This window comes from Gracilibacillus lacisalsi DSM 19029, assembly GCF_000377765.1.
In the GTDB taxonomy this organism is placed as follows: domain Bacteria; phylum Bacillota; class Bacilli; order Bacillales; family Amphibacillaceae; genus Gracilibacillus; species Gracilibacillus lacisalsi.
On record NZ_KB898681.1, the window covers coordinates 50728 to 73572 of the forward strand.

A 22845-nucleotide genomic window follows, 5' to 3' on the forward strand; every position below is an offset into this window, starting at 1 on the left:
GTATCGCCTTATTTGTCAGGCTTTGCATGGGCTAGCTGTAATCCAGGCAATAATTGAGACATTGCCATTTGAAACACCTCCACTTACTCTCATTTTACACGAAAGCGGAACATCTTACTATATCCAAAAACTTAATAAAAAATTTACTTGACATCTTGCTGACATATTTCTGCTTTAACATAGCAAATGTATCAGGAAGGAGGAAGCAAGGTGTCATTAGGAAGACAAGAATTAAAACACGCCATCTCGAAAGCAGAGTACCAAGTGCTAAGAAAGAAATTATCTCATTTTATGAGGATTGATCCTCATGCAGGAATAGATGACAAATATATGATTCGTTCCACGTATTTCGATAATTTTGATAACAAGGTATTGCAAGAAAAAAAGGAAGGCTATTTAAACCGAGATAAATATCGAGTAAGGATATACGGAAAATCTGATCACATTATCAATTTAGAAAGGAAAAGTAAGAGGAATAATCTTACTTTTAAATCGAAATGTCAAATTACAAGACAAGAGTTTGAAAAAATCAGAAAAGCAGAGATTGATTGGATGGAAGAAGATGGCCGTTCCTTAATAAGAGATTTGTTTTTCGAAATGCAATATTATCAACTAAAACCAAGGACAGTCGTTGATTATATCCGTGAACCTTATGTTTATCCGTTTGGGAATGTTCGGATCACGTTTGACTTAAAGGTACAGACAAGCATGCATAACACGAACATGTTTGCTAGAGATTTACCAATGATAGATGTATTAGACCCGGATATTGTGATTCTGGAAGTTAAGTATGATGAATATTTACCGGATGTAATTAAATATTTACTTCAGTTATCAGATACAAGACAAGAAGCATATTCCAAATACCAATTAAGCAGAATGTATGGCTAAAGAAGAGGAGAGAAAAACATGATATTTACAACAACTACAACCAATTTTTCTGATATTTTTAAGTCTAGCTTTGTCGAGAATACCGCATCATTTTCCATTATTGATTCGTTATTAGGATTAGGTGTAGCGTTTATCGTCGGTTTATTTATTTATGGGGTGTATAAGAAAACTTTTAAAGGGGTGATCTATTCACACTCTTTCAACATATCGTTAGTGATTATGACAATGGCAACAGCACTGGTGATTATGGGAATCAGTCAAAATGTTCTATTATCCCTTGGAATGGTTGGTGCCTTATCGATAGTTCGTTTCCGTACACCGATTAAAGACCCAATCGATTTAGTATTCTTATTTTGGTCAGTTATTGCGGGTATTTTAAGTGGAGCTGGTTTTGTTTTATTAGCATTAGTCGGTTCGATTTTAATAGGCATAGTGATTGCCTTATTTTCCAATAAAGTAAAAATTGAAAATCCATACCTATTAGTTATCAAGTTTGATAAGGATAGCGTTGGTGAGAAAATAGAGCAAGTTATCGGTAACAGAGTAAAGAAATATGTGTTGAAATCAAAATCAATCATGCAGGGTGATGAAGTAGAAGTAACATATGAAGTACGAGTAAAGGAAAATGATGCTCAAATAACATCACACGTTCCGCAAATTGATGGTGTACGTTCAGCAGTGATGCTGAGCTATGACGGTAATTTCACTGCGTAATCGAGGAGGGATCTTATGAATAAATCAATAGGAAGGTTTATCCTTCCTTTTCTAATTATTGTTGCTGTACTAATTGTCGGTTGTAACAAATCAACTGAAAATACTACCTTAATTGAGTCTGAGCAAGCAGTAGTTAGCTATGATCCAGAGGATACGTATACCGATTGGGATGAGCAAAATGCTACGATTATAACATTCGATAACCAATCGATTGACATAGAAGATGACAATAATGGTGTAAGTGTAAATGACAATACGGTGAGGATTCATACCTCTGGTACTTATGTTTTAGAAGGAAGTTCAACAGACAGTCAGATTATCGTTGATGCTGAAGATGAAGGAACCGTTCGTTTGATTTTGAATGGAGTTTCATTAGAATCTTCGTCAACAGCTCCAATTTTTGTCCAACAGGCTGATAAAACCGTTATTTCAGTAGAAGAAGGAACAAATAACACCATAACAGATCCTTCAGAGTATGTATATGAGGACGATACAGATGAACCGAAAGCAGTCATCTACAGCAAGGATGATTTAACAATTAATGGAACAGGAAATTTATCAATAAATGGAAATTATAATGATGGAATTACAAGTAAAGATGACTTGAAAATCATTGAAACAACAATCGATATCACAGCAGAAGATGACGGTATTGTAGGGCGTGACTTGTTTGCGATGAATGATGCTCAAATTAAGGTTGATGCCGGTGGTGATGGAATAAAAGCTTCCAATGATACAGATGAGGACAAAGCAAACATCGTATTGGAAAGTGGTTTTTTAACCATAAAAGCTGGTAGTGATGGTATCCAATCTGAAAATACTGTTAAAATAATGGATGGAGAGTATGACATTATTGCCGGGGGAGGCAGTCCGGAAACGGTAGAGGCTACAACTGAATTTGATGGTGGATTTGGTGGGCAACCTCAAGGAACAATGCCAGATGGTCAGGAATTTTCAGGTGAAGACATGCCGGAAAGGCCAGACTTTGCTGACGGAGGAGAATTCCCTGCACAAGATGATATGGGCGAATTCGAAAACAGTCAGCCTCCTGAACAAATGGAGGAAAATAGTACAGAAACAGAAGAAGTTGAGGAAACGGAAGCAGAAGATGTAACAAGTACAAAAGGGATTAAAACAGAAAATAATTTAGAAATCTTTGGTGGAACTATTACAGTTGATGCGAATGACGATGCATTTCACAGTAATAACGAGATGAATATTGCTGGTGGAGAAATAAACTTGGCTACTGGCGATGATGCTGTACACGCAGATGAGGAAATTACCATAAGTGATGGTTCCATACAAGTTGACAAAAGTTATGAAGGAATTGAAGCGAAAGCAATAACTATCTCAGACGGAAATATTTATGTTACTGCAGAAGATGATGGTTTAAATGTGAATGGGGGAACAGATCAAATGGGAATGTCGGTTCCTAATAGTAATCAAGAAGACGCTGAAGAGGATGCAGATAATGAAACTGATGGTGGAAATCTTCTAATAGAAGGAGGATACATCTATATTGATGCAAACGGAGATGGTTTAGATTCCAATACTTCAGTCAAAATGACAGAGGGAACTGTGCTTGTATATGGTCCAACGAATAATGGAAACGGGGCATTAGATTATGATCAATCATTTGAGATAACAGGTGGCACATTGATTGCAGCAAGTAGTAGTGGTATGGCTGAAGGTGTTTCTGAGGAATCTGCACAATCTACATTTATGATGACTTTTTCTGAAATGCTTGAAGCTGGTACTACTGTTTCTGTCAATGATAGTAATGGAGACACAGTAGTTGCGGTTGCGCCAGAAAAGACATTTCAATCGATTGTAATCAGCTCACCAGATTTACAACAGGATGAATCCTATACCATTTATAAAGAAGGAGAGTTGTCTGGTGATGGAACGGATGGATTCTATCAAGATGTCACAGTTGATGGCGGAACAGCAGTGCTAGAATTTTCGCTGACAAGTGCAATGATGTATTTAAATGAGTCAGGTGAAACAGAGCAAACAAACGGCTTGTTTGGAGGAGAACGTGGACAAGAACAAGGACAAGGTGGTAGAGGCATGCAAAGACAAAGACCACAATAGTAACAAAGAGGCAGGGACATAACTAAATAGGTGGAACGAGAATCCGAACAATCTGAACTAAGTGTAGGCAAAATACGCAGACTCCTCATGACGAGCACGAGCCGAAGATCCACTGTGTGAAGTGTTTTTCTTCACACAGTTAGCTAAAGATAGCCCACGGAAAGCGAAGTGTTTTGCTGAAGCGCGGTATGTGTACTCAGACTTTATTGTTCGGATTTTTCCTATCTAATCTAAATACTCTTTTGTCCCAGCCTCTTTGTTTTCTTTATTATAATTCAGAGTGACCGAAGCTAGGTGAATTCGTATATTATTCTTATACCATCGGGTTGATTACATCTTTCTCATTAATTCTTTGACTCAGGTTTCTAAACGGAGGCTTTGCACGGTGTTCATTTTGATATGCTACAATAGCTAAAGGAGTTGAAGTAAATGAGTAGAGTGTTAATTGTAGAAGACGAGCTAGCAATAAATAAAGTATTAAAAGCTTATTTACAAAAAGAGGGTTTTGAAACAAAAGTTATCATGGACGGTTTATCCGCAACCTCAACTTTCCAGGAATGGGATCCAGAGTTAGTTTTATTAGATGTGATGCTTCCTGGTAAAGATGGTTGGCAAATATTACGAGAAATTAGAGAAGTGAGTAAATGTCCTGTTATTATGCTGACCGCTTTAGGAGATGTAAACTATCGTTTGGACGGGTTAAATGGTGGAGCAGATGATTATATAACTAAACCGTTTGTAGGTGAAGAAGTGATAGCACGTATCAATGCGGTTTTGCGCAGAGTGACAAATGAGCAAGAAAAATGGAGTAAGTTTGGTCATTTACATATTGATCATGATGCATATCGGGTCTTACTGCATCATCAAGAGATTGAATTAACCCCTCGTGATTTAGCATTACTGTTGTTTTTATCAGCACACCCGAATAAAACATTTACAAGAGACCAGCTAATTGACCAAGTATGGGGGTGGGATTATGATGGGAGCGATCGAGCAGTAGATTTATCGATCAAGCGCTTAAGGAAATCATTAAAAGACTGGCCAGTTGAAGAAGGGGAAATAAAAACTTTAAGAGGGGTGGGGTATCAGTTCCGTGTTTACCAAAAATAAAAAAGTATCATTGCAACGCTATTGGACTACCCGCTACCTTATGACTCTAATCATCGGTCTTGCGGTTATTACTATTGTATCAGCGTTATGGATTCGCCATACGACATTGGATAACCGTCTCAATATGATGGAATTTATGGCAGAAGAAACAGCCGGCCGGATTAGTAATATGAGTGATGATTCATTACCGTCAGAATTTGAAATGCATCGTCTATTATCTGACAGAGGCCGATTTATGAATATCGAAAGTAATCCAACCATTTATGTAACCAATGATGAAGGTCTGATTGTTAATAGTAATTTGCCACCTGATAACACTCATGGGCAGAACATTATGTCTTCCATTCTGGAAAGTACAGAAACAGTACAATCCATCACTGCTGATGATGAGTCAACAGAGTTTTATCTTGTAAAAAAACCAATTGAAACAGACGAAGTAATAATTGGATGGGTTTTGTATTTAGAAACTAAAGCTAATCTATCAAGAGTGGATCAGGAATATGGCCAACTTATGATTATGATAACAAGTCTGCTTCTTCTTGGCTGGGTAGCGATTTATTTTATTTCTGGCCGATTATCAAAGCCGATAAAAGAAGTAGCAACTGCTGCTAAGCAAATTGAAGAAGGTAATTATCATGTTCAATTTTCGACGAAGGCAAAAGAGGAAGAAGTACATGATTTAATTCAATCTTTTCAGGAAATGTCACAAAAACTAGAACATCTGGAAGCGTTAAGAACAGAGCTTTTAGCAGGTGTATCACATGAATTAAAAACTCCTGTTACCTCCATTAGTGGCTTATTACGGGCGATTGCTGATGGCGTAGTAGATGAGCAAGAAGCAAAAGAATTTTTAGAGCTTTCTATCAAAGAAACTGAAAAAATGAAAAAAATGGTAGAAGATTTGTTAGCTTTCAATAAATTTGCAGCAAATGCTGTACCTGTAACGCTCGATGTGTTTTTGATCAATGAATTAATCAAGGATGCCATAGATCTTTGGAAAAAGACACAACGAACAGATAACATTAAAGTAGAATATACCCTATTGCAAAAGGATTTTACTGTTGAAGTCGATGCAGTTCGTGTTCAACAAATTATCACGAATCTCTTAAATAACGCATCACAGGCAATGGATGGCGAAGGGACGATTACGGTGAAACTCCATACTGGTCCTGATAAAGTGATGATCGATGTCAATGACACTGGAGTTGGAATTCCTGATCACGATCAACCATATATATTTGAACGATTTTACCGAGGGGAAAATAAAAAATATAAAATAGGAGGATTGGGACTTGGCTTACCTTTTAGCAAAATGATCGCAAACGTATTAAACGGTGATCTGACGCTTGTGGGAAGTAATCATTCTGGTACGACTTTTCGACTTTTATTACCACTTTCAGAACAAAACCCTGCTAATAAATAAATTAGCGGGGTTTTACAATAAAGTATTGTTATGATAACATGAACATGTTCACGAAAAGAACTTGTTCATTAAATGAATTCTAATCAAAGGAAGTGAAGCGATGGGGGAAAGTAGAAAAGAAATTCAGCGTGCCCGAATGTGGCGCTATTTCCTTGATGCGGCAACAGAAGTAATCGAAGAAGATGGCATTGATCATTTTACAATTCGAAAAATTGCAGATAAAGCAGGTTTTACAAGCTCCACAGCTTACAATTATTTTAAAGACTTATCGCATTTGAAATTTTTCGCTGCGATGAGGTTTATGTCCGACTATTTAGAGGAGCTTCCAGCCTATTTGGAAAAAGGAAATAATACGGTTGAAAAATGGCTATATAGCTGGGAATGTTTCTGTAAACATTCATTTGCCCAACCCAAAATTTATTCTGTCATTTTCATGGATAATTTAGGTTCTATTCCTGAGGAGTTATTAGAGCATTATTATAAAATTTATCAAAATGACTTAATTGGACTCCCAGATGAAGTGAAAGATATTATTATGGAACATAGTTTTGCAAAACGTAGTGCCTTATTTATTCAACCAGCAGTAGAAGAGAAGTTTATCGAAGAAGATGACATTGAAATGATTTCGGATATGACCTTATTAATTTGGAAAGGTATGATGAACACGATCATAAATAAACGGCGAAATTACACGCAAGAAGAAGCGATGCAAATGACACTATATTATGTATATGAAAGTGTCATGAAGGTTATAAAACCAGAAAAACGTGATCAAATCACTGTATCTTATACGAAAATAGATACATGATTATTTTTTGTTTTAAATGGTGAACATGTTCACCAAATGAATATGATCATGTTAGTGTTGGAAAGGAGTGCGTATGTGATACAGCTGAAAGGAATTCATAAAGTCTATGATGATGGGTTTCAAGCGTTACAAGACATTAACCTAACCTTTGAAGAGGGAAAAATAAATGTTCTTATTGGTCCAAGTGGCTGCGGTAAAACAACCACTATGAAACTATTGAATCGTTTAACGGATTATACAGAGGGCCAAATTTTAATAGATGGAAAAAACATTCAGCAAATCAATCCGATTGAATTGCGACGACAAATGGGTTATGTCATTCAAAATATTGGCTTATTCCCACATATGACTATCTTTGACAATGTTGCAACTGTACCTAAGCTTTTAAAGTGGGACAAGCAAAAAATTAAACAAAGAGTAGATGAACTATTACGTATGGTTAATTTAGATCCTGAAGTATATCGTGATCGTTATCCGTCCGAATTAAGTGGTGGACAGCAACAGCGAATCGGTGTTATCCGTGCGTTAGCAGCGGAACCGTCAACCATTCTGATGGATGAGCCATTTAGTGCATTGGATCCGATCAGTCGCGAACAGTTACAAGAAGAATTAGTTCGATTACAACAAGAAATTAATAAAACAATCGTTTTTGTTACACATGATATGGATGAAGCAATTAAGATAGCTGATCAAATTATTATTATGAAAAGTGGTCAAGTCGTACAGAAAGGTTCACCACAAGAAATCCTAGCTAATCCTACAAATGATTTTGTGAAGGAATTTATCGGTGAAGAGCGTCTCGGTAGTGCTTTGCCATCAGTAAAAGGTTTAATGACCGAGACTTTCGAGACGGTAAACGTCAGGACACCAATGGATCAGGCAATTCAAACAATGGTTGATAAACAATATAAGGCTATACCGGTTGTGGACCAAGATGGCAAATATATCGGAATGTTAGATCTCTTTTCCGCTCTCAAATATAAAGAGCAAAACATAGAAGATGTATGGACACATCCCCAAGCAATATTAGAAACCACTGGAACAGAGCAAGTAATTAGTGATGAGTATTTAGAACAACAAGCGTTGATACCAGTTGTAGCAAATGATGATCAAGTAGTTGGTATTTTGCAAAGAGAAAAATTGTTAGAAGTATTACAGCAATTCTATCAGCTTAAGCGTGGTGGGCAATAGTGGAATTACTAACAGATTATATGGAATTCTGGCAGGACAAATATGAGTCTATTTTGACCTACACATGGGAGCATCTCGTTATTTCATTTGTTGTCATGTTTCTATCCATTGTCATTACGATACCGTTAGCTATCTATATGACCAAAATCAAGAATGAACAAGTGAAAGGGCTTATCTTCAATATCGCGAACATTTTCCAAACGATTCCGACTGTTGCGTTATTAGCGATTATGATTCCGTTATTAGGAATAGGGTTTAAACCAGCGGTAGCGGCATTGTTCTTATATGCTTTATTACCACTGCTACGAAACACATATACCGGTATCCAATCGATTGATCCAAGTATTGTCGAAGCAGCAAGAGGGATGGGCTTCAGTACTTTCGGACGCTTATTTAAAGTAGAACTCCCTGCAGCGATGCCTTATGTAATGTCAGGTATTCGAGTAACCACAGTATACATTATCAGTTGGACAACCCTTGCAGCATTGATTGGAGCGGGTGGTTTAGGTGACTTAATATTGGCAGGTATTGGTTATAACGATAAGCATATGATTTTTACCGGTACCATTTTAGCCATTGTGATAGCGTTATTATTAGATTTATTATTTCATAAATTTGAGAAAAATTATTCTAAAGCTTAAAGGAGAGAAACAACATGAGGAAAGTCATGGTAGCAAGTATGTTAACAGCATTATTAATGATTGTAACAGCATGTGGAGGCAGCAGTTCTGCAGATGGTGGAGAAGTGTTTGAATATGGAGCACAGAAAAATACAGACCCGAAAATCATGGGACAAATCGTAAAACTGCTCATTGAAGACCAAACAGATCATGAAGTAAACATTACAGAAGATATTCCAGCAAGTCCACAGGTGATGAGTGCAATTGACAAGGAAGATTTTGATTTTGCTACACTATACTCAGGGGAAGTTTACAACAATCATTTTGATGAAGATCAGGTGGAATATTCAACAGATCCTCAAAAGACATTGGAACAAGCGCAGAACTTATTTGGTGAAAAATATGATATGAAATGGTATGACTCTATTGGATTCAGTAACCAATATAGTATTGCCATTAAACAAGCCTTTGCAGATGAACATGGAATTCAAACCATGTCTGATTTAGGTCAAGTCGCAGATCAAGTAACGATTGGTACAGATAATTCCTGGATTGAACGTGATAACGATGGTTATGAAGGCTATAAAGAAGTATATGGTTATGAATTTGCAGATGCAAGAGGAATGGATGTTGCCTTGATGTATGCGGCGATTGCAAGTGATGATGTAGATGCTGTTACCGCTTATACGGTAGATCCACAAATTATTGAATATGACTTAACCATTTTGGAAGATGATCAGAATTTCTTCCCGCCATATGATGCATCATTAGTGGCACGTAATGCAGTATTAGATGAATATCCGGATGTAGGGGAAGTTTTAGATTCTATTGTTGGATCTATTAGCACAGAAGAAATGACAGAATTAATTCGTTTAGTAGATATGGAAGAGCAAAGTACAGAAGATGTAGCCCGCGAATTTTTAGAAGAAAAAGGAATGCTTGAATAGGATAGGTGATGACATGAGCTTTCTCCAAGAACTCGGTCAATACATGCTTGATAACAGTAATTTACTTTTAGAATTAACAATTGAACACATATTGATGGTTATCTATGGCATAGCATTAGCGCTAATCTTAGGTATTCCTTTGGGTATAATAGCAGCCCGATTTGAACGTTTAGCACCTTTTATTATTTCGTTGACCAACATCCTGCAACTAATTCCGAGTCTAGCGATGTTAGCTATTCTTATGCTTTACTTCGGGTTAGGCTTTCAAACTATGGTAATTGGCCTGTTTTTATATTCTTTAATGCCAATCGTGCGCAACACATATGTAGGTATTCGTGAAGTTGACGGCAGCATTATGGAAGCAGGTAAAGGGTCAGGGATGACACCATTTCAATTACTTGCAAAAGTGCAATTTCCGTTGTCGATTCCATTTGTTCTGGCTGGATTACGTGTCGCATCAGTTATTGCTATAGCTGTTGCATGTATCGGCCCATATATTGGAGCAGAAGGTTTAGGAAAAGAGATTATTTCAGGAATCAGTTTACAATCGGAAGTGAAAATTTATGCAGGTGCTATTCCTGCAACACTCTTGGCGATTGTAGCAGATTTAGCATTGGGCCTTTTAGAGAAAAAGGCCAAGAAAAGAATGGCGTTAGCGTAAGAGTATTTGAGGAAAAGAAAGGTGGACAACATTGGTTTTTAACATAAAAGATTCCCAAGAGCGCCGAGTGAAAAAAGAATTTCCACATCAGGTGAAAAAGCTGGAAAATGTCTGGATTCCAATGTCTGATGGTGCCAAACTCGCTGCAACGATTTGGTTACCAGAAGATGCAGCAGAAAATCCAGTTCCGGCGATATTAGAATATATTCCATATCGTCAAAATGATTTTACAGCCATTCGTGACTCTGTAAGGCATCCGTATTTTGCTGGACATGGCTATGCCAGTATTCGTGTCGATATTCGTGGTTCAGGTAATTCAGATGGTATTTTGTTAGATGAGTATTTAAAGCAGGAGCATGATGATGCATTAGAGATACTAGATTGGATTAGTGAACAAGACTGGTCAACAGGTTCTGTAGGCATGATCGGTAAATCTTGGGGAGGATTTAACAGTTTACAAGTCGCAGCCCGGCAGCACCCTGCTTTAAAAACCATTATTACACTATGTTCAACAGATGATCGTTTCGCTGATGATGTGCATTACAAAGGTGGTAATGTTCTAGCGTCCGATATGTTATGGTGGGCATCTACTATGTTTGTGTATAATGCCAGACCACAAGATCCTGCAGTAGTGGGGGATAGTTGGAGAGAAAATTGGCTAGATCGTCTCGAAAATACACCGCCATTTGTTGAAGAGTGGTTGACGCATCAGCGTCGTGATGCGTATTGGAAACATGGCTCGGTATGTGAGGATTTTTCTAAAGTAGATATTCCTGTGTTTGCCGTGAGTGGCTGGCAAGATGGGTATACAAATGCCGTATTCCGTTTATTAGAACATTTGCCAAACGAAAGTAAAGGTTTAGTAGGCCCGTGGGCACACGAATATCCTGAAGTAGCAACACCTGAACCGAATATTGGTTTCTTGCAAGAATGCTTACGTTGGTGGGATCAATGGTTAAAAGGAATTGACACTGGCATAAGGTACGAGCCTAAGCTTATTTCTTGGGTACAAGACAGCGAATTGCCACAAGTAACCTATGAGAAACGACCAGGAAAATGGGTAAGTGACAATACATGGCCTTCAAGTAATGTTCAAATGAAAAAATGGTATATGAATGGACAAATGATTTCAACAAATCCTGTGGAAAAGGGTGATCATGTCGTGATTCCGAGTGTTCAAGAACACGGATTTTATAATGGGGTATTTTGCCCATTTGGTCAACCGGGTGATTTACCAGCAGATCAGCGTTTAGAAAATGGAAAAGCGGTCGTATTTACGTCAGATCCATTAGAAGAAACGATTGATCTATTAGGACAACCAAAGTTCCATGCCGAATTTTCGGTGGATCAGGAAAATGCTTTTATCGTTGCAAAAGTAAATGATAAAGCACCAACAGGTGAATCGACCATGATTACATGGGGAATGTTAAACCTTAATCAACTTGAGTCACATGAACATCCTCAGAGCTTAGAACCTGGAAGAAAATATCAGGTGACGGTTGATTTAAATGTACTAGGTCAGCAAATTCCTGCTGGTCACTCGATTGAGTTAGTGTTATCACCAACGTATTGGCCTCAAGCCTGGCCATCTCCAAAATCAGTCAATTTGACAGTGTATCAAAACGAAAACACTTATCTGTCATTACCTGTACGCACGCCGCAACCTGAGGATAAGGATGCTGGTTCGCATTTTCAAGTACCAGAAACAGCTGAAGTGGTAGAAAAAGAGATTCTTCGCCAAGAGAGACGTACTCGGGAAGTTAAACATGATCTCATTAATGGTGTATGGAAGTTGGAAGATTTCTCTGATGAGGGCGAACGCAAGCTTTTAACCAATGGAATAGAGCACGGTAGTATTAATAAAAATACATTCTCGATTAAAGAAAATGATCCATTATCTGCTAAGGTAACTTGTGAGTGGGAACTTGTAGTTGGTCGTGACGACTGGCAAACAAAACTAGATACATTTAGTGAAATGACTAGTGATGAAGAGAATTTCTACCTTTTGAATCGTTTAGTAGCATTTGAAAATGGGAAAGAAATTTTCCAGAAAGAATGGAAAAAAACGATAAAGAGAGATTTTCAATAAAAAGAATCAAAAAACAACGCTTGGGAGATACGATGCCAAGCGTTGTTTTATTTCTGTCCAGTTCACGCACGGATTATTTAGGTAAATCAGCACTATAATTATATAGAGCAAAAGGATCATTTTCCAAAAATTACAATGTAAAAGGTTAGAATTTACTCTCAACTTTTCTATAATGTACTATTGTGTAGCATTGGTATAGAAAACTACATAGAATGATAGAACGAGGAGTAATTAAAATGAAAAAACGAATCATTATACTTACAAGTATCTTTTTGATAGCTGTTTTAGCAGGATGTTCTGCAGAAGCTGATGCAATTGTTGATTACCATAATAATTTCATCGAAAATATTGAGGAAAAGGAAAATAAAGTAGTAGAATTAGATGAACAGACATATGAAATGGAGTATTTAGTAGATATTCATGAAATTCAGCAAAACAAAATTATTCCGCTATTAACGGAAATTCAAGCATTTTTTGAAGAACAGGAACCAAGTTTAGAAGTAGTTAAGGAATATCACGAATTAAGAGTTAGCCAATATGAACCGTGGATCGAGTCCCATCTGATGGAGGCTGATGCAATAGAGCAATTGTTAAATGATAATATAACAGAAGCAGAGTTTGATGAAATCATGAATGAGTCAGTAGAAATATATAATGAAGGATACGAAAATGGTGAAAAAGCTGATGAAAAGATGGAAAGCTTAGTAGAAGAATATAATTTGGAATGGGAAGAATAGAGAAAACCATCGGGAATCCCGATGATTTTAAATTTGATCACGGTGCTAACCGTCTTTAAGTCCACTATATCCGTGGTGGTTAAAACCCCCGTTGGTCACAGTCTCCCTTTATTTTCTCACATTATATATCCATGCTTTATCCTCATCCATCATTCTTTTTGCTGCATATATGGTTAGCAATTGGATCACGATAATGGGAATTCCCATTAACCCTGAAATGACTTCAAGTGGTGCAAGCCCACCAATTTGCATAAGGATTAGCGCAAGTGTCGTGATAATGGCTGCCACAATGACTCTTAGCTTTCGTGAGGGCTCCATTTTACTCATATCTCGTTTACTCGTATATGCCGCAATAGTGTATGTCGTGGAGTCCAATGTAGTGGTAAGAAAAATCATCGATACTACAATAAATGCAATAATGGCAATGCTCGCCCACGGTAAAGATAAAAGAATTTCTGGTATTGCATTCATCGGATCATGGCCTTCTACAATATCAAGAACAGGTACTTCACCTGTCAGATAACGTTCCACACCAAATCCACCTAAGACACCTGTTGCGATCCAGGAGAGCATGGTTGGCGCCAGTAAATAGGTGAGGATCATTTCCTTGACAGTGCGACCTTTAGAAATTTTTGCTGCGAAGATACTGTGCAGCATCGCCCATGTCGCACTGTAAGCAAACCAAAATATCATATGGCTTTGTACATGGGTAGTCGTCTCCATTGCAACGGAATCTGTATATAAGGACAATTGCAGATAATGTTGAAGCAAATGTCCAACCGTGTCTGTGAAATAATCCATTATAAAAATACCGGGACCAGCAACTAAAATAAATATAGCAAGTCCGCCAGCTAAATACATATTAAATGTACTCAAGCGCTTGATCCCTTTTTCGATACCGAGATAGGCACTTACAGAGAATAGAAAAACCCAAATAATCGTTATAATCATGGTAAGGCCAAAGGTAACCTCCATATTCAACAGTGCCGAAACATTATAGGTAATGATTGGTGTACCTAACCCTAATGTAACGGCAGCACCAGATAAGATACTGACTAAGAATAATATGTCTAATACTTTTCCACCGATACCATTAGTAAATTTATCTCCGAAAATGCAACGACAAGCCTCTGAGATGCGCATCAACGGTCTTTCCTTAACATGGATAATGTAAGCCATTGCTGGAGCTGCCATCACAAAGATTGCAAAAACTTGAAAACTCCATAAGAACATACTGTAGGCATTTCCCCATAATAGTGCTTCCTGCGATTCAGGACTCACACCAAAAGGAGGGTCCAAGGCAACCTGTGTCCACTGGACCATCCCTGTTCTCATAATGGTGGAGCCAACCCCCATTGCAATCAAGATCGATGCATATTTGAACATAGTAAATCTCGGTTTTTCATTTGGATTGCCAAGCACTACTTTTCCGTATTTGGAAAATGATAAATATAACCCAGCTACTACTAAAATAACTGCATACCAAATATACCCCCAGCTGAAAACATCGACAATCTTATCAAATATAGTATTCAGCAGATTTAATGATTCAGATTCATAAATAGAAAAAGGAATACTAATTATAATGATGAAAAGTAAGGATGGAATAAAGATTTTATGATCAATTAACTGCCAATCATGACCAGTTCTTTGTCTCATACTAACTCACTCTCCTTCTATTTTTTGCGGGTACAATAATGAGTTACCACACACATGAAAAATTAAACAAAAAAGGAGGACACGAACTATTCGCATCCTCTCCATTACACATATTGAAATGGATTTAAATAATAAGGAACATCACTTTGAAAATAGCTCTTTCTTTTTTCTACATAATCACGAATTTCCTCAAAAAAGATATCAGCAAGAATTGGATATTTCACTGTTCGCACCTGATCCAGTGGTGAATTGTGTTGAATGACGGTATCAATACTAGCCAACAAATTTTCGATTAATTGATGGTTAGGCTGAATTCCCATTACATCTTGGAAAATATGTTGATCTTCCTTTGGATCTAACACATGATATGGCAGCTTCATATCAATATGGATACCATCTACAAGGCCTTCTGCGATCAATCGTTTGAGTTTTGTATGATATATCCCACAAGTTGTGACAATAATTTTCCCTTTGAAAATACTGCGCACCTTTTTCAATAAATCTGTAATGTCCGCTATTTTATCGATTAAAAATTCTCCCCCACTAAACATAACTGCATCAAACAAAAAGCCGTTTCTCTCTAAATAAGCATAAAGATCTTCTTTCGTTTTATAGTTTTTTGGTGTGTTGGCAACAATTTCATCATAATTGTGACAACCGTAGCAATGAAGCAGACAGCCAGATAAAGAATGTACCAATAATGTTGTGTGGTCAGGCAAGTCTAGGAATGTGCGAATAAAACGGTTATAAAACTTCACGAATGAACAACTTCTTCAATCGTATCTTCTTTCATTCGTTTGCGTACATTCCAGTCATGTCGTCTTGCTTTCGACCAGAAATTATATTTTCCTTTGTAATAGCCTTTTTCATCAACATTAATATGATTGCGAGCAATCATTTTTAAATAACCAATCACACGACTAAATGAAGCAATATCATGGGAGCCGCATGTCGGGCATTCTTGCACATTTTTCGCATCCTCTGCTACCATTTTTTGACCACAATCCATACATGATGTAATCGTTGGCGTTAATGTGATATAGTTAATCGGTTTTTCAAAAATTTTATCCAAATAGCTTACCAGCTTTTCTGGTATTACTTTTGATTCTAAGAAATGGTGCAGCACACTTCCGGAAGTAGCATAGCCTTGGAACTCTGCACTGTTTTCTAATTGATCTATGAAATCCTCTTCTGAAAAAGGTGTCATACAACCACTGGTAAGGTAAGGATTTTCTCCTTCTCCTTGTGTGAAAATATCTTGATTGTGTGCCTCTGCCCACTTCTGATCATGTCGAGCTAATTTAATCGCAGCATTTTCAGCAGGTGCATACTCTATACCACAAGCCACTTTATCCCGCACAATAAACGCATTAACTATCTCTGTCATATATTGCATTAATTCATGCGCAATTCGTTTACCTTCAGGATCATTGATTCCTTTCTGGTAACCGATATTAATAAGTCCCTCATTCATTCCCGTAATCGCAAAAACATTAAAATAGTTTTTTAGATTAGGATTATAAGAGAAAAAGGTAGGGAAAAGTTCTTTATTTTGCTCTAACCATTTTCGTTTTGCCATATGTGCTTCTTGCATCACTTCCATGTATTCGCGCATTTTCTCTTTGACCGTGTCGATATCTTCGCCAAATTCAAGTAATAGACGGTTGATATTAAGGTTAAGTACCTGTACAGCCCCTGTGGATCCTGTCGAAGAACCAAAGACACCACCACCAGTTTTGGACAATGTTTCTAGATTTATTTGTAACCTGCAACAAAGACTGCGACTGACTTCAGGATCTTTCGCCAGAATCGTTGGGTTTAATGCTTTATAATAAGGATCTTCAAAAGGTTTCGTCTTAAAGTTCTCAAAATAAACACCACCCCAGTTATACATCTTATCGAGTAATTCTAGTAATAGCGGATTGTGATAGTTAAAGTCATCATCGATTTGTACAGTCAGTAATGGAAAAGTGAATGGAATACCATCACTGCCAGTTCCTTCACTCATCACATCGATAATCGCTTGATTAATGCGATCAAAATAATGTGAAGGAATATCTGAATACTTGATCGAGAGCGGCTGCCCGCCAATTACAACATATTCATCTTTTATTTCTTCAGAAGGTTTTCCGAATTCCAACGTAATATTAGAAAAACTACTCTGTGCGCCTGAACGAAGCGGCATATTCAGTTCCCAAATTAAACTTTGAAAAAGCTGTTTTAATTCATCCTGAGTGTATGTAATATGATGTTTTTCTTCCTCCTGGAGATAGGAAGCAGCAATTGTTGAGAGCTGTGCAAGCATGACAGCCCCAGATACTTGTTGCGAAATAAGGGTGACTACATTGCTGAAATGTCTAAGTAGAATCGACAAGCGTTTTGTCGGTCTAGATGTGATCATATTTTTCGCAAGTGAAGGGATTCCTTTCATCGTGATATCCCGGCAACTAATCGAAACACAATAAGGTGCAAGCTGCTTGTCATGAACATAGACAATTCCCTCATCATATAACTCTTTTATTCGAGGAGGAAGAATATGCTGAAACAGAAACTGCTCCTCCGCATGATTAGTTAAATTGTGCCTAAGGAGTGGAAGAGAATATACATAATTACTATTCTCCCTTTTTAAATAATCTGCTTTTTTATCATCTTCGCTAGATGTGAACTTCTTGATAATTTGCTCCGTGTTCTGAAACATGGGTCAACTCTCCTTTTAGTATGATGAATAGAATGTAACACAATATATGGTGTCGATAAGTGATTTTTATCACTAAATATAGTTCTTGGTAGATGCTGCAAATAAAAAGCAGAAGTTGCAAATAAATCTGGAAAGTTGCAAATAAAAAGCTAGAATTGCAAATAAATCTGAAAAGTTGCAAATAAAAAGTAGAAGCTGCAAATAAATCTGGAAAGCTGCAAATAAAAAGCAGAAGTTGCAAATAAATCTGGAAATCTGCAAATAAAAAGCTGAAGCAGCAAATAAATATGGAGAGTTGCAAATAAAAAGCAGAAGTTGCAAATAAATCCGGAAATCTGCAAATAAAAAGCTAAAGTTGCAAATAAATAAAAAAAGGAAGGACACCTGATTAGGCCCTTCCTTTATAGCTATTCAGCAAAAATCTTAAGTTATAAGTTTTATTTTTATTTCCCCCGTAAGACTCAACTTCTATTTTCCTCAAAATCCGTGATGCAGTGTAAATGGAGTCTAATAATAAAAACCACCTTGCCTGCCTATTATTGATGGTGTATCCAAACATAAAAACAAAATCAATCAATGCAGGAATGTGAGCATTTTTATCTTTATAGCCGCATTTACTACATTTCCAAGTACCATGAGTCCATTTCATTACCAGCGGTTTACATTTAGGACAAAACACACCTCTTCTAATATTGCGAAGTACCTCTCCAGTTGGTTGTAAAAAAGTAAGCGGACGCTCTCGATGTATACTCATCAACTTTTTGCCTAATTGTAATAATTGATTCTGCTCTAACCTAGTATCGGAAAATTCCTGAGTTAATTTCCCCAATCGAAATGGGAGCTGTTGAACTGGAATCATATCAGGATGCTCAAATGTAATATTTGCTTGATCATGAGTGAAAATAACTAACGTGTAGATGGGGATGGATTCAAAGCCAATGTCTTCTAAAACTTTTTTAAGCTGTTCTTTTTGTAATTTTGCTTGGGAAAGAGGGTGTTGGTACACTTTCTCCTCTGATTCTTTCGACTGAATCAGTTGATGTGCTTCGTTAATAAAAAGTTTCCCTTTTAAGTGTTTAATTTCTGTAATTAAGAAAAAGGAAGGGAATAAAAATAAGCAATCGATTTGGAAGTGGTGGTTATTTCTTTCTAGTCTTAGTCCATATAAATCATAATGGGATGTGGTAGTAATGAGGTCTATGAAGTAAGGTAAACTTTTCTCTCCAAGGTATCCGGCGAGTTCTCTGCCAAACGATTCGGAGATATTTGGAGGGACATCGAGGTAACGTTCTTGCATCACTTCCAACTGCAACAATTGATCTGTTTTTTGTGGAGGTATAACGATCAATAAATCATCTCCTTTCCGGTCCATTATAACAAACAAGCCTCCTATGGTATACTAATTTAGAAAAAGGAGTGTGCAATATATGGAAACAAAAAATCAACAATTTTTCCGAGCATTTAATGAAGCCTTCGTAAAAGGAAACAGTGAAAGAATACTAGAAAGTGTAACAGATGATATCATTTGGCGCATGGTCGGAAATGATACGATAAAGGGGATCGAAAACTTAGAACAGGCACTACAAGGAATGGATAACGGCAACCAGTTCGAACTAGAAATCGAACATCTGATTACGCATGGAAAAGAAGGAGTCGTTAATGGTATTATACATTCGACAGATAGAAGTGGAGAACAGCGTCATTATAGTTTCTGCGATATTTATAAGCTAAATAAGCATAAAGATGGCAAAATCAAGGAAATCATCAGTTACGTGTTGGAGATCTAGCCGTGCGACAATTATGGACGTTTGGAATTGAACAGGCAAAATCATGCGTTTTTGCCGTTGTTATTTTCTCCACATTAGCGATTACTCAGATGGTAGACATATCTTTTATTCATCGCTATGATCTTATTCTGATCATTTGTCTGATTACCCAAGTGCTCATGCTCGTCACGAAGCTGGAAACATGGGATGAACTGAAAGTTATTTGTGTTTTTCACCTTATTGGCCTGGCACTGGAAATATATAAAGTCCATATGGGGTCTTGGAACTATCCGGAAGAGGCTTTAACCAAAATATTTGGCGTTCCACTATATAGCGGTTTTATGTATGCCAGTGTTGCCAGTTACTTATGTCAGGCCTGGCGTCGACTCGATGTTCAGTTAGAAAAATGGCCGCCGACTTGGACGGTTGCTATCTTAAGTGCTGCAATCTATTTTAACTTTTTTACCCATCACTATATCTATGATTTTCGCTGGGTATTAAAGATTGCAACGATTCTATTATTCTTACAAACGATTGTTTATTATCGTGTAAATCATCGTACATATAAGATGCCACTGGTTCTATCCTTTGTACTAATCGGCTTTTTTATTTGGATTGCGGAGAATATTGCTACCTTTTTCGGTGCGTGGCAATATCCTAGACAATCTCAAACATGGCAAATCGTTCATTTAGGTAAAATTAGCTCCTGGCTCCTGTTAGTGATTGTTAGTTTCCTAATAGTTGCAATGTTAAAACATTTAAAGGAGAGGAGAGAAGTCTATTAACAGTTTTTACCAAGAGCACATACAGAACACATAGAATGATTCTGTATGTGCCTTCCTGTTATTTTTTCTGATCCGTAATATTCCGACTGTAGACTTCTTCGATATAAGCTAGATACCCCTTCAAATCATGCTTTTTTTCTTCTCCTTCTAATTGAATGGCAAAGGATGCTAAAATAAGGATACTACCACACATAAATAACCAGATAAAAATACCAAATATTATTTCCATCATTCACCCTCCTTTAATCTTAGCTTAGATGGTGAAACGCGTTTCAGAGCAAGAATTTTTTAAGAAAAAAGGTGAAAATCTTGGCAAATATTCGTGATATCGCAAAAATGGCCGGCGTGTCAGTGACAACTGTATCTCGAGTAATTAATGATCATCCATATGTTAGTGAAGAGAAGCGGAAAGCAGTTATCGATGTGATGAGGAAAGTAGACTATCAGGTGAATCGAAATGCGGTAAGTCTTAGTCAGGGGAAATCTCATCTAATCGGTGTTGTCGTTCCTTTTGTAAAGCATCCATACTTTGGGCTGCTTATCGAGGGAATTGCAAAGCAAGCGGTGGAAAATCATTATCATTTTGTTCTGATTCAAACCAATTACGAAAAAGTAAGAGAGCAAGAAGCGTTAGATATGTTAAAACATAAACAAATTGATGGACTGATTATTTGTTCTCATATCATCGAATTAGCAACCATTGAAGCATACCATCAATACGGGAAAATAGTTGTCAGTGAAAATGCAGAAGGGAATAAAAGCATAGATTCCGTTTTTGTTGACCATTACCAAAGTTTTATGGATGCATTAGCTTACCTTAAACATAAGGGATATAAAAGAATCGGTTACTGCATCGGGCGTGAATCAGGCTCCAATAGTTACTTTCGCCAACTGGCTTATAAGGAGTTTTTGAGACAATATCCACAAAAGGAATTTGTTTTTACTGAAAACTATTATTTTGAAGATGGTCAGAAAGTAATCGATGAAATCTCCGAATTAACAGAAAAACCAGATGCACTACTGGTAACGAGTGATGTAGTGGCAGCAGGCATCCTGACCGCTTGTAAGAATGCACATATAAACGTACCGAAGGACATGGCAATCATTGGTTTCGATAATCAGCCAATAGCAAAAATGATGGATATTACTACGTTTGAAATTCCAATTGCAACAATGGGTGAGAGGCTGTTTCAGCATGTTTTAGGAAAAGCGATTAATCGCCATGAAGAACTTGCGGTCAATCTTATAGAAAGAGGGACAGTTTAGTATTAATAGCATGAAAAAAGCCAACGCATCATGAAGCGTTGGCTTTTAGTGTTTACTATTATTCTTCTACAACAAATTCAAATCCACCGGAGAATTTAACTTCTTTACCGATTAATACCCCTCCAGTTTCAAGTGGAGCATTCCAAGTTAAACCATAATCTTCACGGTTGATTTTCCCTGATACATCTGCACCAGCAATTGTATTACCTTGCATTGGATCTTTTGCTTTTCCGTTGTATTCAGCGGTGAAAGTTTCTTCATTTGTAACACCTTTAATAGTTAAATCGCCAGTGATTTTAAATTCAGAATCATTTACTTTTTCGATGTTTTTACTAACAAAAGTAATGTTTGGATATGTTTCTACATCAAAGAAGTCACCTGATTTTAAGTGTCCGTTACGGTCTTCATTGTTAGTTTCGATAGACGCCACATCAATTGTTACTTTGACACTAGCATTTTCCAAGTCATCGAAGCTTCCGTTAAAATCTACATCAAATTCTTGGAATTCACCTTTTGCTTTGGACACCATCATATGTTTTACTTCAAAATTTAATGCACTGTGCACTTTGTCTAAATTTACATTTGCCATTTCTGAAATTCCTCCTCAAAAATATTAACTTACTTTATGTAACTAAGTATACAAACAATAATTAGTTACGTCAAGTAAATTAATTATTTTATTTATGTAAAAAAATTTGCTATACTATATTTAAAGAGGTGAGAACTATGGCAGACAAAACGATTTGTCCGAAGTTTGAATCGGCATTAAATATATTAAATAAGCGCTGGACTGGATTGATCATTTTTCAATTATTAGAAGGCGCACAACGTTTTTCTACCATTGAAGCATCAATTGGTATTAGTGGACGCGTATTATCGGAACGATTAAAAGACTTAGAAAAACAAGGCATCGTGAAACGTCATGTCTATGATGAAACACCGGTTAGAATCGAATATGCCTTAACTGAAAAAGGAAAGGCTTTAGAACCAGTATTAGAAAGCATCCAAAAATGGGCAGACGGCTGGATGGAAAAAGAAAAACAATCATTTGTATAACTCTTACCCGGAATCAATGGAAGTCAAACTGTGGAGTAGATGGGTACCGACCCCCGAAAGTTAGAGTGAAAAATATAACTTTCGGGGGTGTTTTTATGGCTAAATATAGTGAAGAATTTAAAATTAAACTCGTCACAGAGTATTTATATGGAAAGCTAGGATATAGATCATTGGCAAAAAAATATAATATGGCTAGCGAAACATCAATCATTGAATGGGTAAAAGTATATAAGTCCCAAGGAATGGATGGGTTAAAAAGAAGGCAGACGAAGGAGATGTATCCTGTTCAATTTAAATTGGATGCGGTACAATTTGTGTTAGAGACAGGTG

23 protein-coding genes are annotated in these 22845 nt (G+C 37.0%); 17 read left to right on the forward strand and 6 right to left on the reverse strand.

Features of this window, described 5'->3' with window-relative positions:
* Positions 1 to 210: 210 nt before the first annotated feature.
* From D569_RS0119690 to D569_RS0119745, 12 genes are all read left to right on the forward strand, one after another.
* Positions 211 to 891, forward strand: coding sequence for a polyphosphate polymerase domain-containing protein (locus D569_RS0119690; protein WP_018934154.1), 681 nt, complete (start codon positions 211 to 213; stop codon positions 889 to 891).
* Between the two features lie 18 nt (positions 892 to 909).
* A complete protein-coding gene (locus D569_RS0119695; protein ID WP_018934155.1) occupies positions 910 to 1605 on the forward strand; it encodes a DUF4956 domain-containing protein in 696 nt (231 codons plus the stop codon).
* A gap of 15 nt (positions 1606 to 1620) precedes the next feature.
* A complete protein-coding gene (locus tag D569_RS23195; protein WP_018934156.1) occupies positions 1621 to 3699 on the forward strand; it encodes a carbohydrate-binding domain-containing protein in 2079 nt (692 codons plus the stop codon).
* Between the two features lie 429 nt (positions 3700 to 4128).
* The gene (locus D569_RS0119705) at positions 4129 to 4809 is read left to right on the forward strand and encodes a response regulator transcription factor (protein WP_018934157.1); all 681 of its coding nucleotides are present in this window, start codon (positions 4129 to 4131) and stop codon (positions 4807 to 4809) included.
* The gene (locus D569_RS0119710; RefSeq protein ID WP_018934158.1) at positions 4793 to 6232 is read left to right on the forward strand and encodes a HAMP domain-containing sensor histidine kinase; all 1440 of its coding nucleotides are present in this window, start codon (positions 4793 to 4795) and stop codon (positions 6230 to 6232) included. Before D569_RS0119705 ends, D569_RS0119710 begins: the two co-directional genes overlap by 17 nt.
* Positions 6233 to 6332: 100 nt before the next feature.
* Entirely contained in the window at positions 6333 to 7040 is a 708-nt protein-coding gene (locus D569_RS0119715; protein ID WP_018934159.1) for a TetR/AcrR family transcriptional regulator, read from the forward strand.
* A gap of 75 nt (positions 7041 to 7115) precedes the next feature.
* Positions 7116 to 8231, forward strand: a complete 1116-nt coding sequence (locus tag D569_RS0119720) for a betaine/proline/choline family ABC transporter ATP-binding protein (protein WP_018934160.1) — start codon at positions 7116 to 7118, stop codon at positions 8229 to 8231.
* Positions 8231 to 8872, forward strand: a complete 642-nt coding sequence (locus D569_RS0119725) for an ABC transporter permease (RefSeq protein WP_018934161.1) — start codon at positions 8231 to 8233, stop codon at positions 8870 to 8872. Before D569_RS0119720 ends, D569_RS0119725 begins: the two co-directional genes overlap by 1 nt.
* Before the next feature lie 14 nt (positions 8873 to 8886).
* Positions 8887 to 9798, forward strand: a complete 912-nt coding sequence (locus tag D569_RS0119730; RefSeq protein ID WP_018934162.1) for an ABC transporter substrate-binding protein — start codon at positions 8887 to 8889, stop codon at positions 9796 to 9798.
* Between the two features lie 13 nt (positions 9799 to 9811).
* Positions 9812 to 10459, forward strand: coding sequence for an ABC transporter permease (locus D569_RS0119735; RefSeq protein WP_018934163.1), 648 nt, complete (start codon positions 9812 to 9814; stop codon positions 10457 to 10459).
* 31 nt (positions 10460 to 10490) lie between these two features.
* On the forward strand, positions 10491 to 12548 hold the full coding sequence (locus D569_RS0119740) for a CocE/NonD family hydrolase (protein ID WP_018934164.1): 2058 nt from the start codon (positions 10491 to 10493) through the stop codon (positions 12546 to 12548).
* 236 nt (positions 12549 to 12784) lie between these two features.
* Entirely contained in the window at positions 12785 to 13285 is a 501-nt protein-coding gene (locus D569_RS0119745) for a ring-infected erythrocyte surface antigen domain-containing protein (RefSeq protein ID WP_018934165.1), read from the forward strand.
* 108 nt (positions 13286 to 13393) lie between these two features.
* On the opposite strand, the gene D569_RS0119750 is transcribed toward D569_RS0119745, so the two are convergent.
* From D569_RS0119750 to D569_RS0119765, 4 genes are all read right to left on the reverse strand, one after another.
* Entirely contained in the window at positions 13394 to 14944 is a 1551-nt protein-coding gene (locus tag D569_RS0119750) for a BCCT family transporter (RefSeq protein ID WP_018934166.1), read from the reverse strand.
* 104 nt (positions 14945 to 15048) lie between these two features.
* Positions 15049 to 15702 (reverse strand): 4Fe-4S cluster-binding domain-containing protein, encoded by a 654-nt coding sequence (locus tag D569_RS0119755; RefSeq protein WP_018934167.1) that lies wholly within the window; start codon positions 15700 to 15702, stop codon positions 15049 to 15051.
* Positions 15699 to 17642 carry an anaerobic ribonucleoside-triphosphate reductase gene (gene nrdD, locus D569_RS0119760; protein ID WP_018934168.1) on the reverse strand — a complete coding sequence of 648 codons (1944 nt, stop codon included), beginning with the start codon at positions 17640 to 17642 and terminating at the stop codon, positions 15699 to 15701. The genes D569_RS0119755 and nrdD overlap by 4 nt, the downstream gene beginning before the upstream one ends.
* Positions 17643 to 18030: 388 nt before the next feature.
* Positions 18031 to 19014: an NERD domain-containing protein gene (locus D569_RS0119765; RefSeq protein ID WP_018934169.1), complete on the reverse strand. Its 984-nt coding sequence runs from the start codon at positions 19012 to 19014 to the stop codon at positions 18031 to 18033.
* A gap of 55 nt (positions 19015 to 19069) precedes the next feature.
* Here D569_RS0119765 and D569_RS0119770 point away from each other — a divergent pair, with 55 nt between their 5' ends.
* Both D569_RS0119770 and D569_RS0119775 read left to right on the forward strand, forming a co-directional pair.
* The gene (locus tag D569_RS0119770; protein WP_018934170.1) at positions 19070 to 19429 is read left to right on the forward strand and encodes a nuclear transport factor 2 family protein; all 360 of its coding nucleotides are present in this window, start codon (positions 19070 to 19072) and stop codon (positions 19427 to 19429) included.
* 2 nt (positions 19430 to 19431) lie between these two features.
* Complete coding sequence (locus tag D569_RS0119775) at positions 19432 to 20193, forward strand: DUF817 domain-containing protein (RefSeq protein WP_018934171.1); 762 nt, start codon at positions 19432 to 19434, stop codon at positions 20191 to 20193.
* Positions 20194 to 20251: 58 nt separating this feature from the next.
* Here D569_RS0119775 and D569_RS24505 read toward each other — a convergent pair whose 3' ends face one another.
* Positions 20252 to 20425, reverse strand: coding sequence for a hypothetical protein (locus tag D569_RS24505; RefSeq protein ID WP_156823015.1), 174 nt, complete (start codon positions 20423 to 20425; stop codon positions 20252 to 20254).
* A 77-nt stretch (positions 20426 to 20502) separates the two neighbouring features.
* On the opposite strand from D569_RS24505, the gene D569_RS0119785 reads away from it, so the two are divergent.
* Entirely contained in the window at positions 20503 to 21459 is a 957-nt protein-coding gene (locus D569_RS0119785; RefSeq protein ID WP_018934173.1) for a LacI family DNA-binding transcriptional regulator, read from the forward strand.
* Positions 21460 to 21517: 58 nt separating this feature from the next.
* Here the strand turns inward: D569_RS0119785 and D569_RS0119790 are convergent, their stop codons facing one another.
* A complete protein-coding gene (locus D569_RS0119790) occupies positions 21518 to 22048 on the reverse strand; it encodes a YceI family protein (RefSeq protein WP_018934174.1) in 531 nt (176 codons plus the stop codon).
* Positions 22049 to 22185: 137 nt separating this feature from the next.
* Between D569_RS0119790 and D569_RS0119795 the strand changes: the two genes are divergently transcribed.
* Positions 22186 to 22515 carry a winged helix-turn-helix transcriptional regulator gene (locus tag D569_RS0119795; protein WP_018934175.1) on the forward strand — a complete coding sequence of 110 codons (330 nt, stop codon included), beginning with the start codon at positions 22186 to 22188 and terminating at the stop codon, positions 22513 to 22515.
* 95 nt (positions 22516 to 22610) lie between these two features.
* Positions 22611 to 22845 (forward strand): transposase (locus D569_RS0119800; RefSeq protein WP_018934176.1); only part of this gene is annotated, 235 nt, incomplete at its 3' end.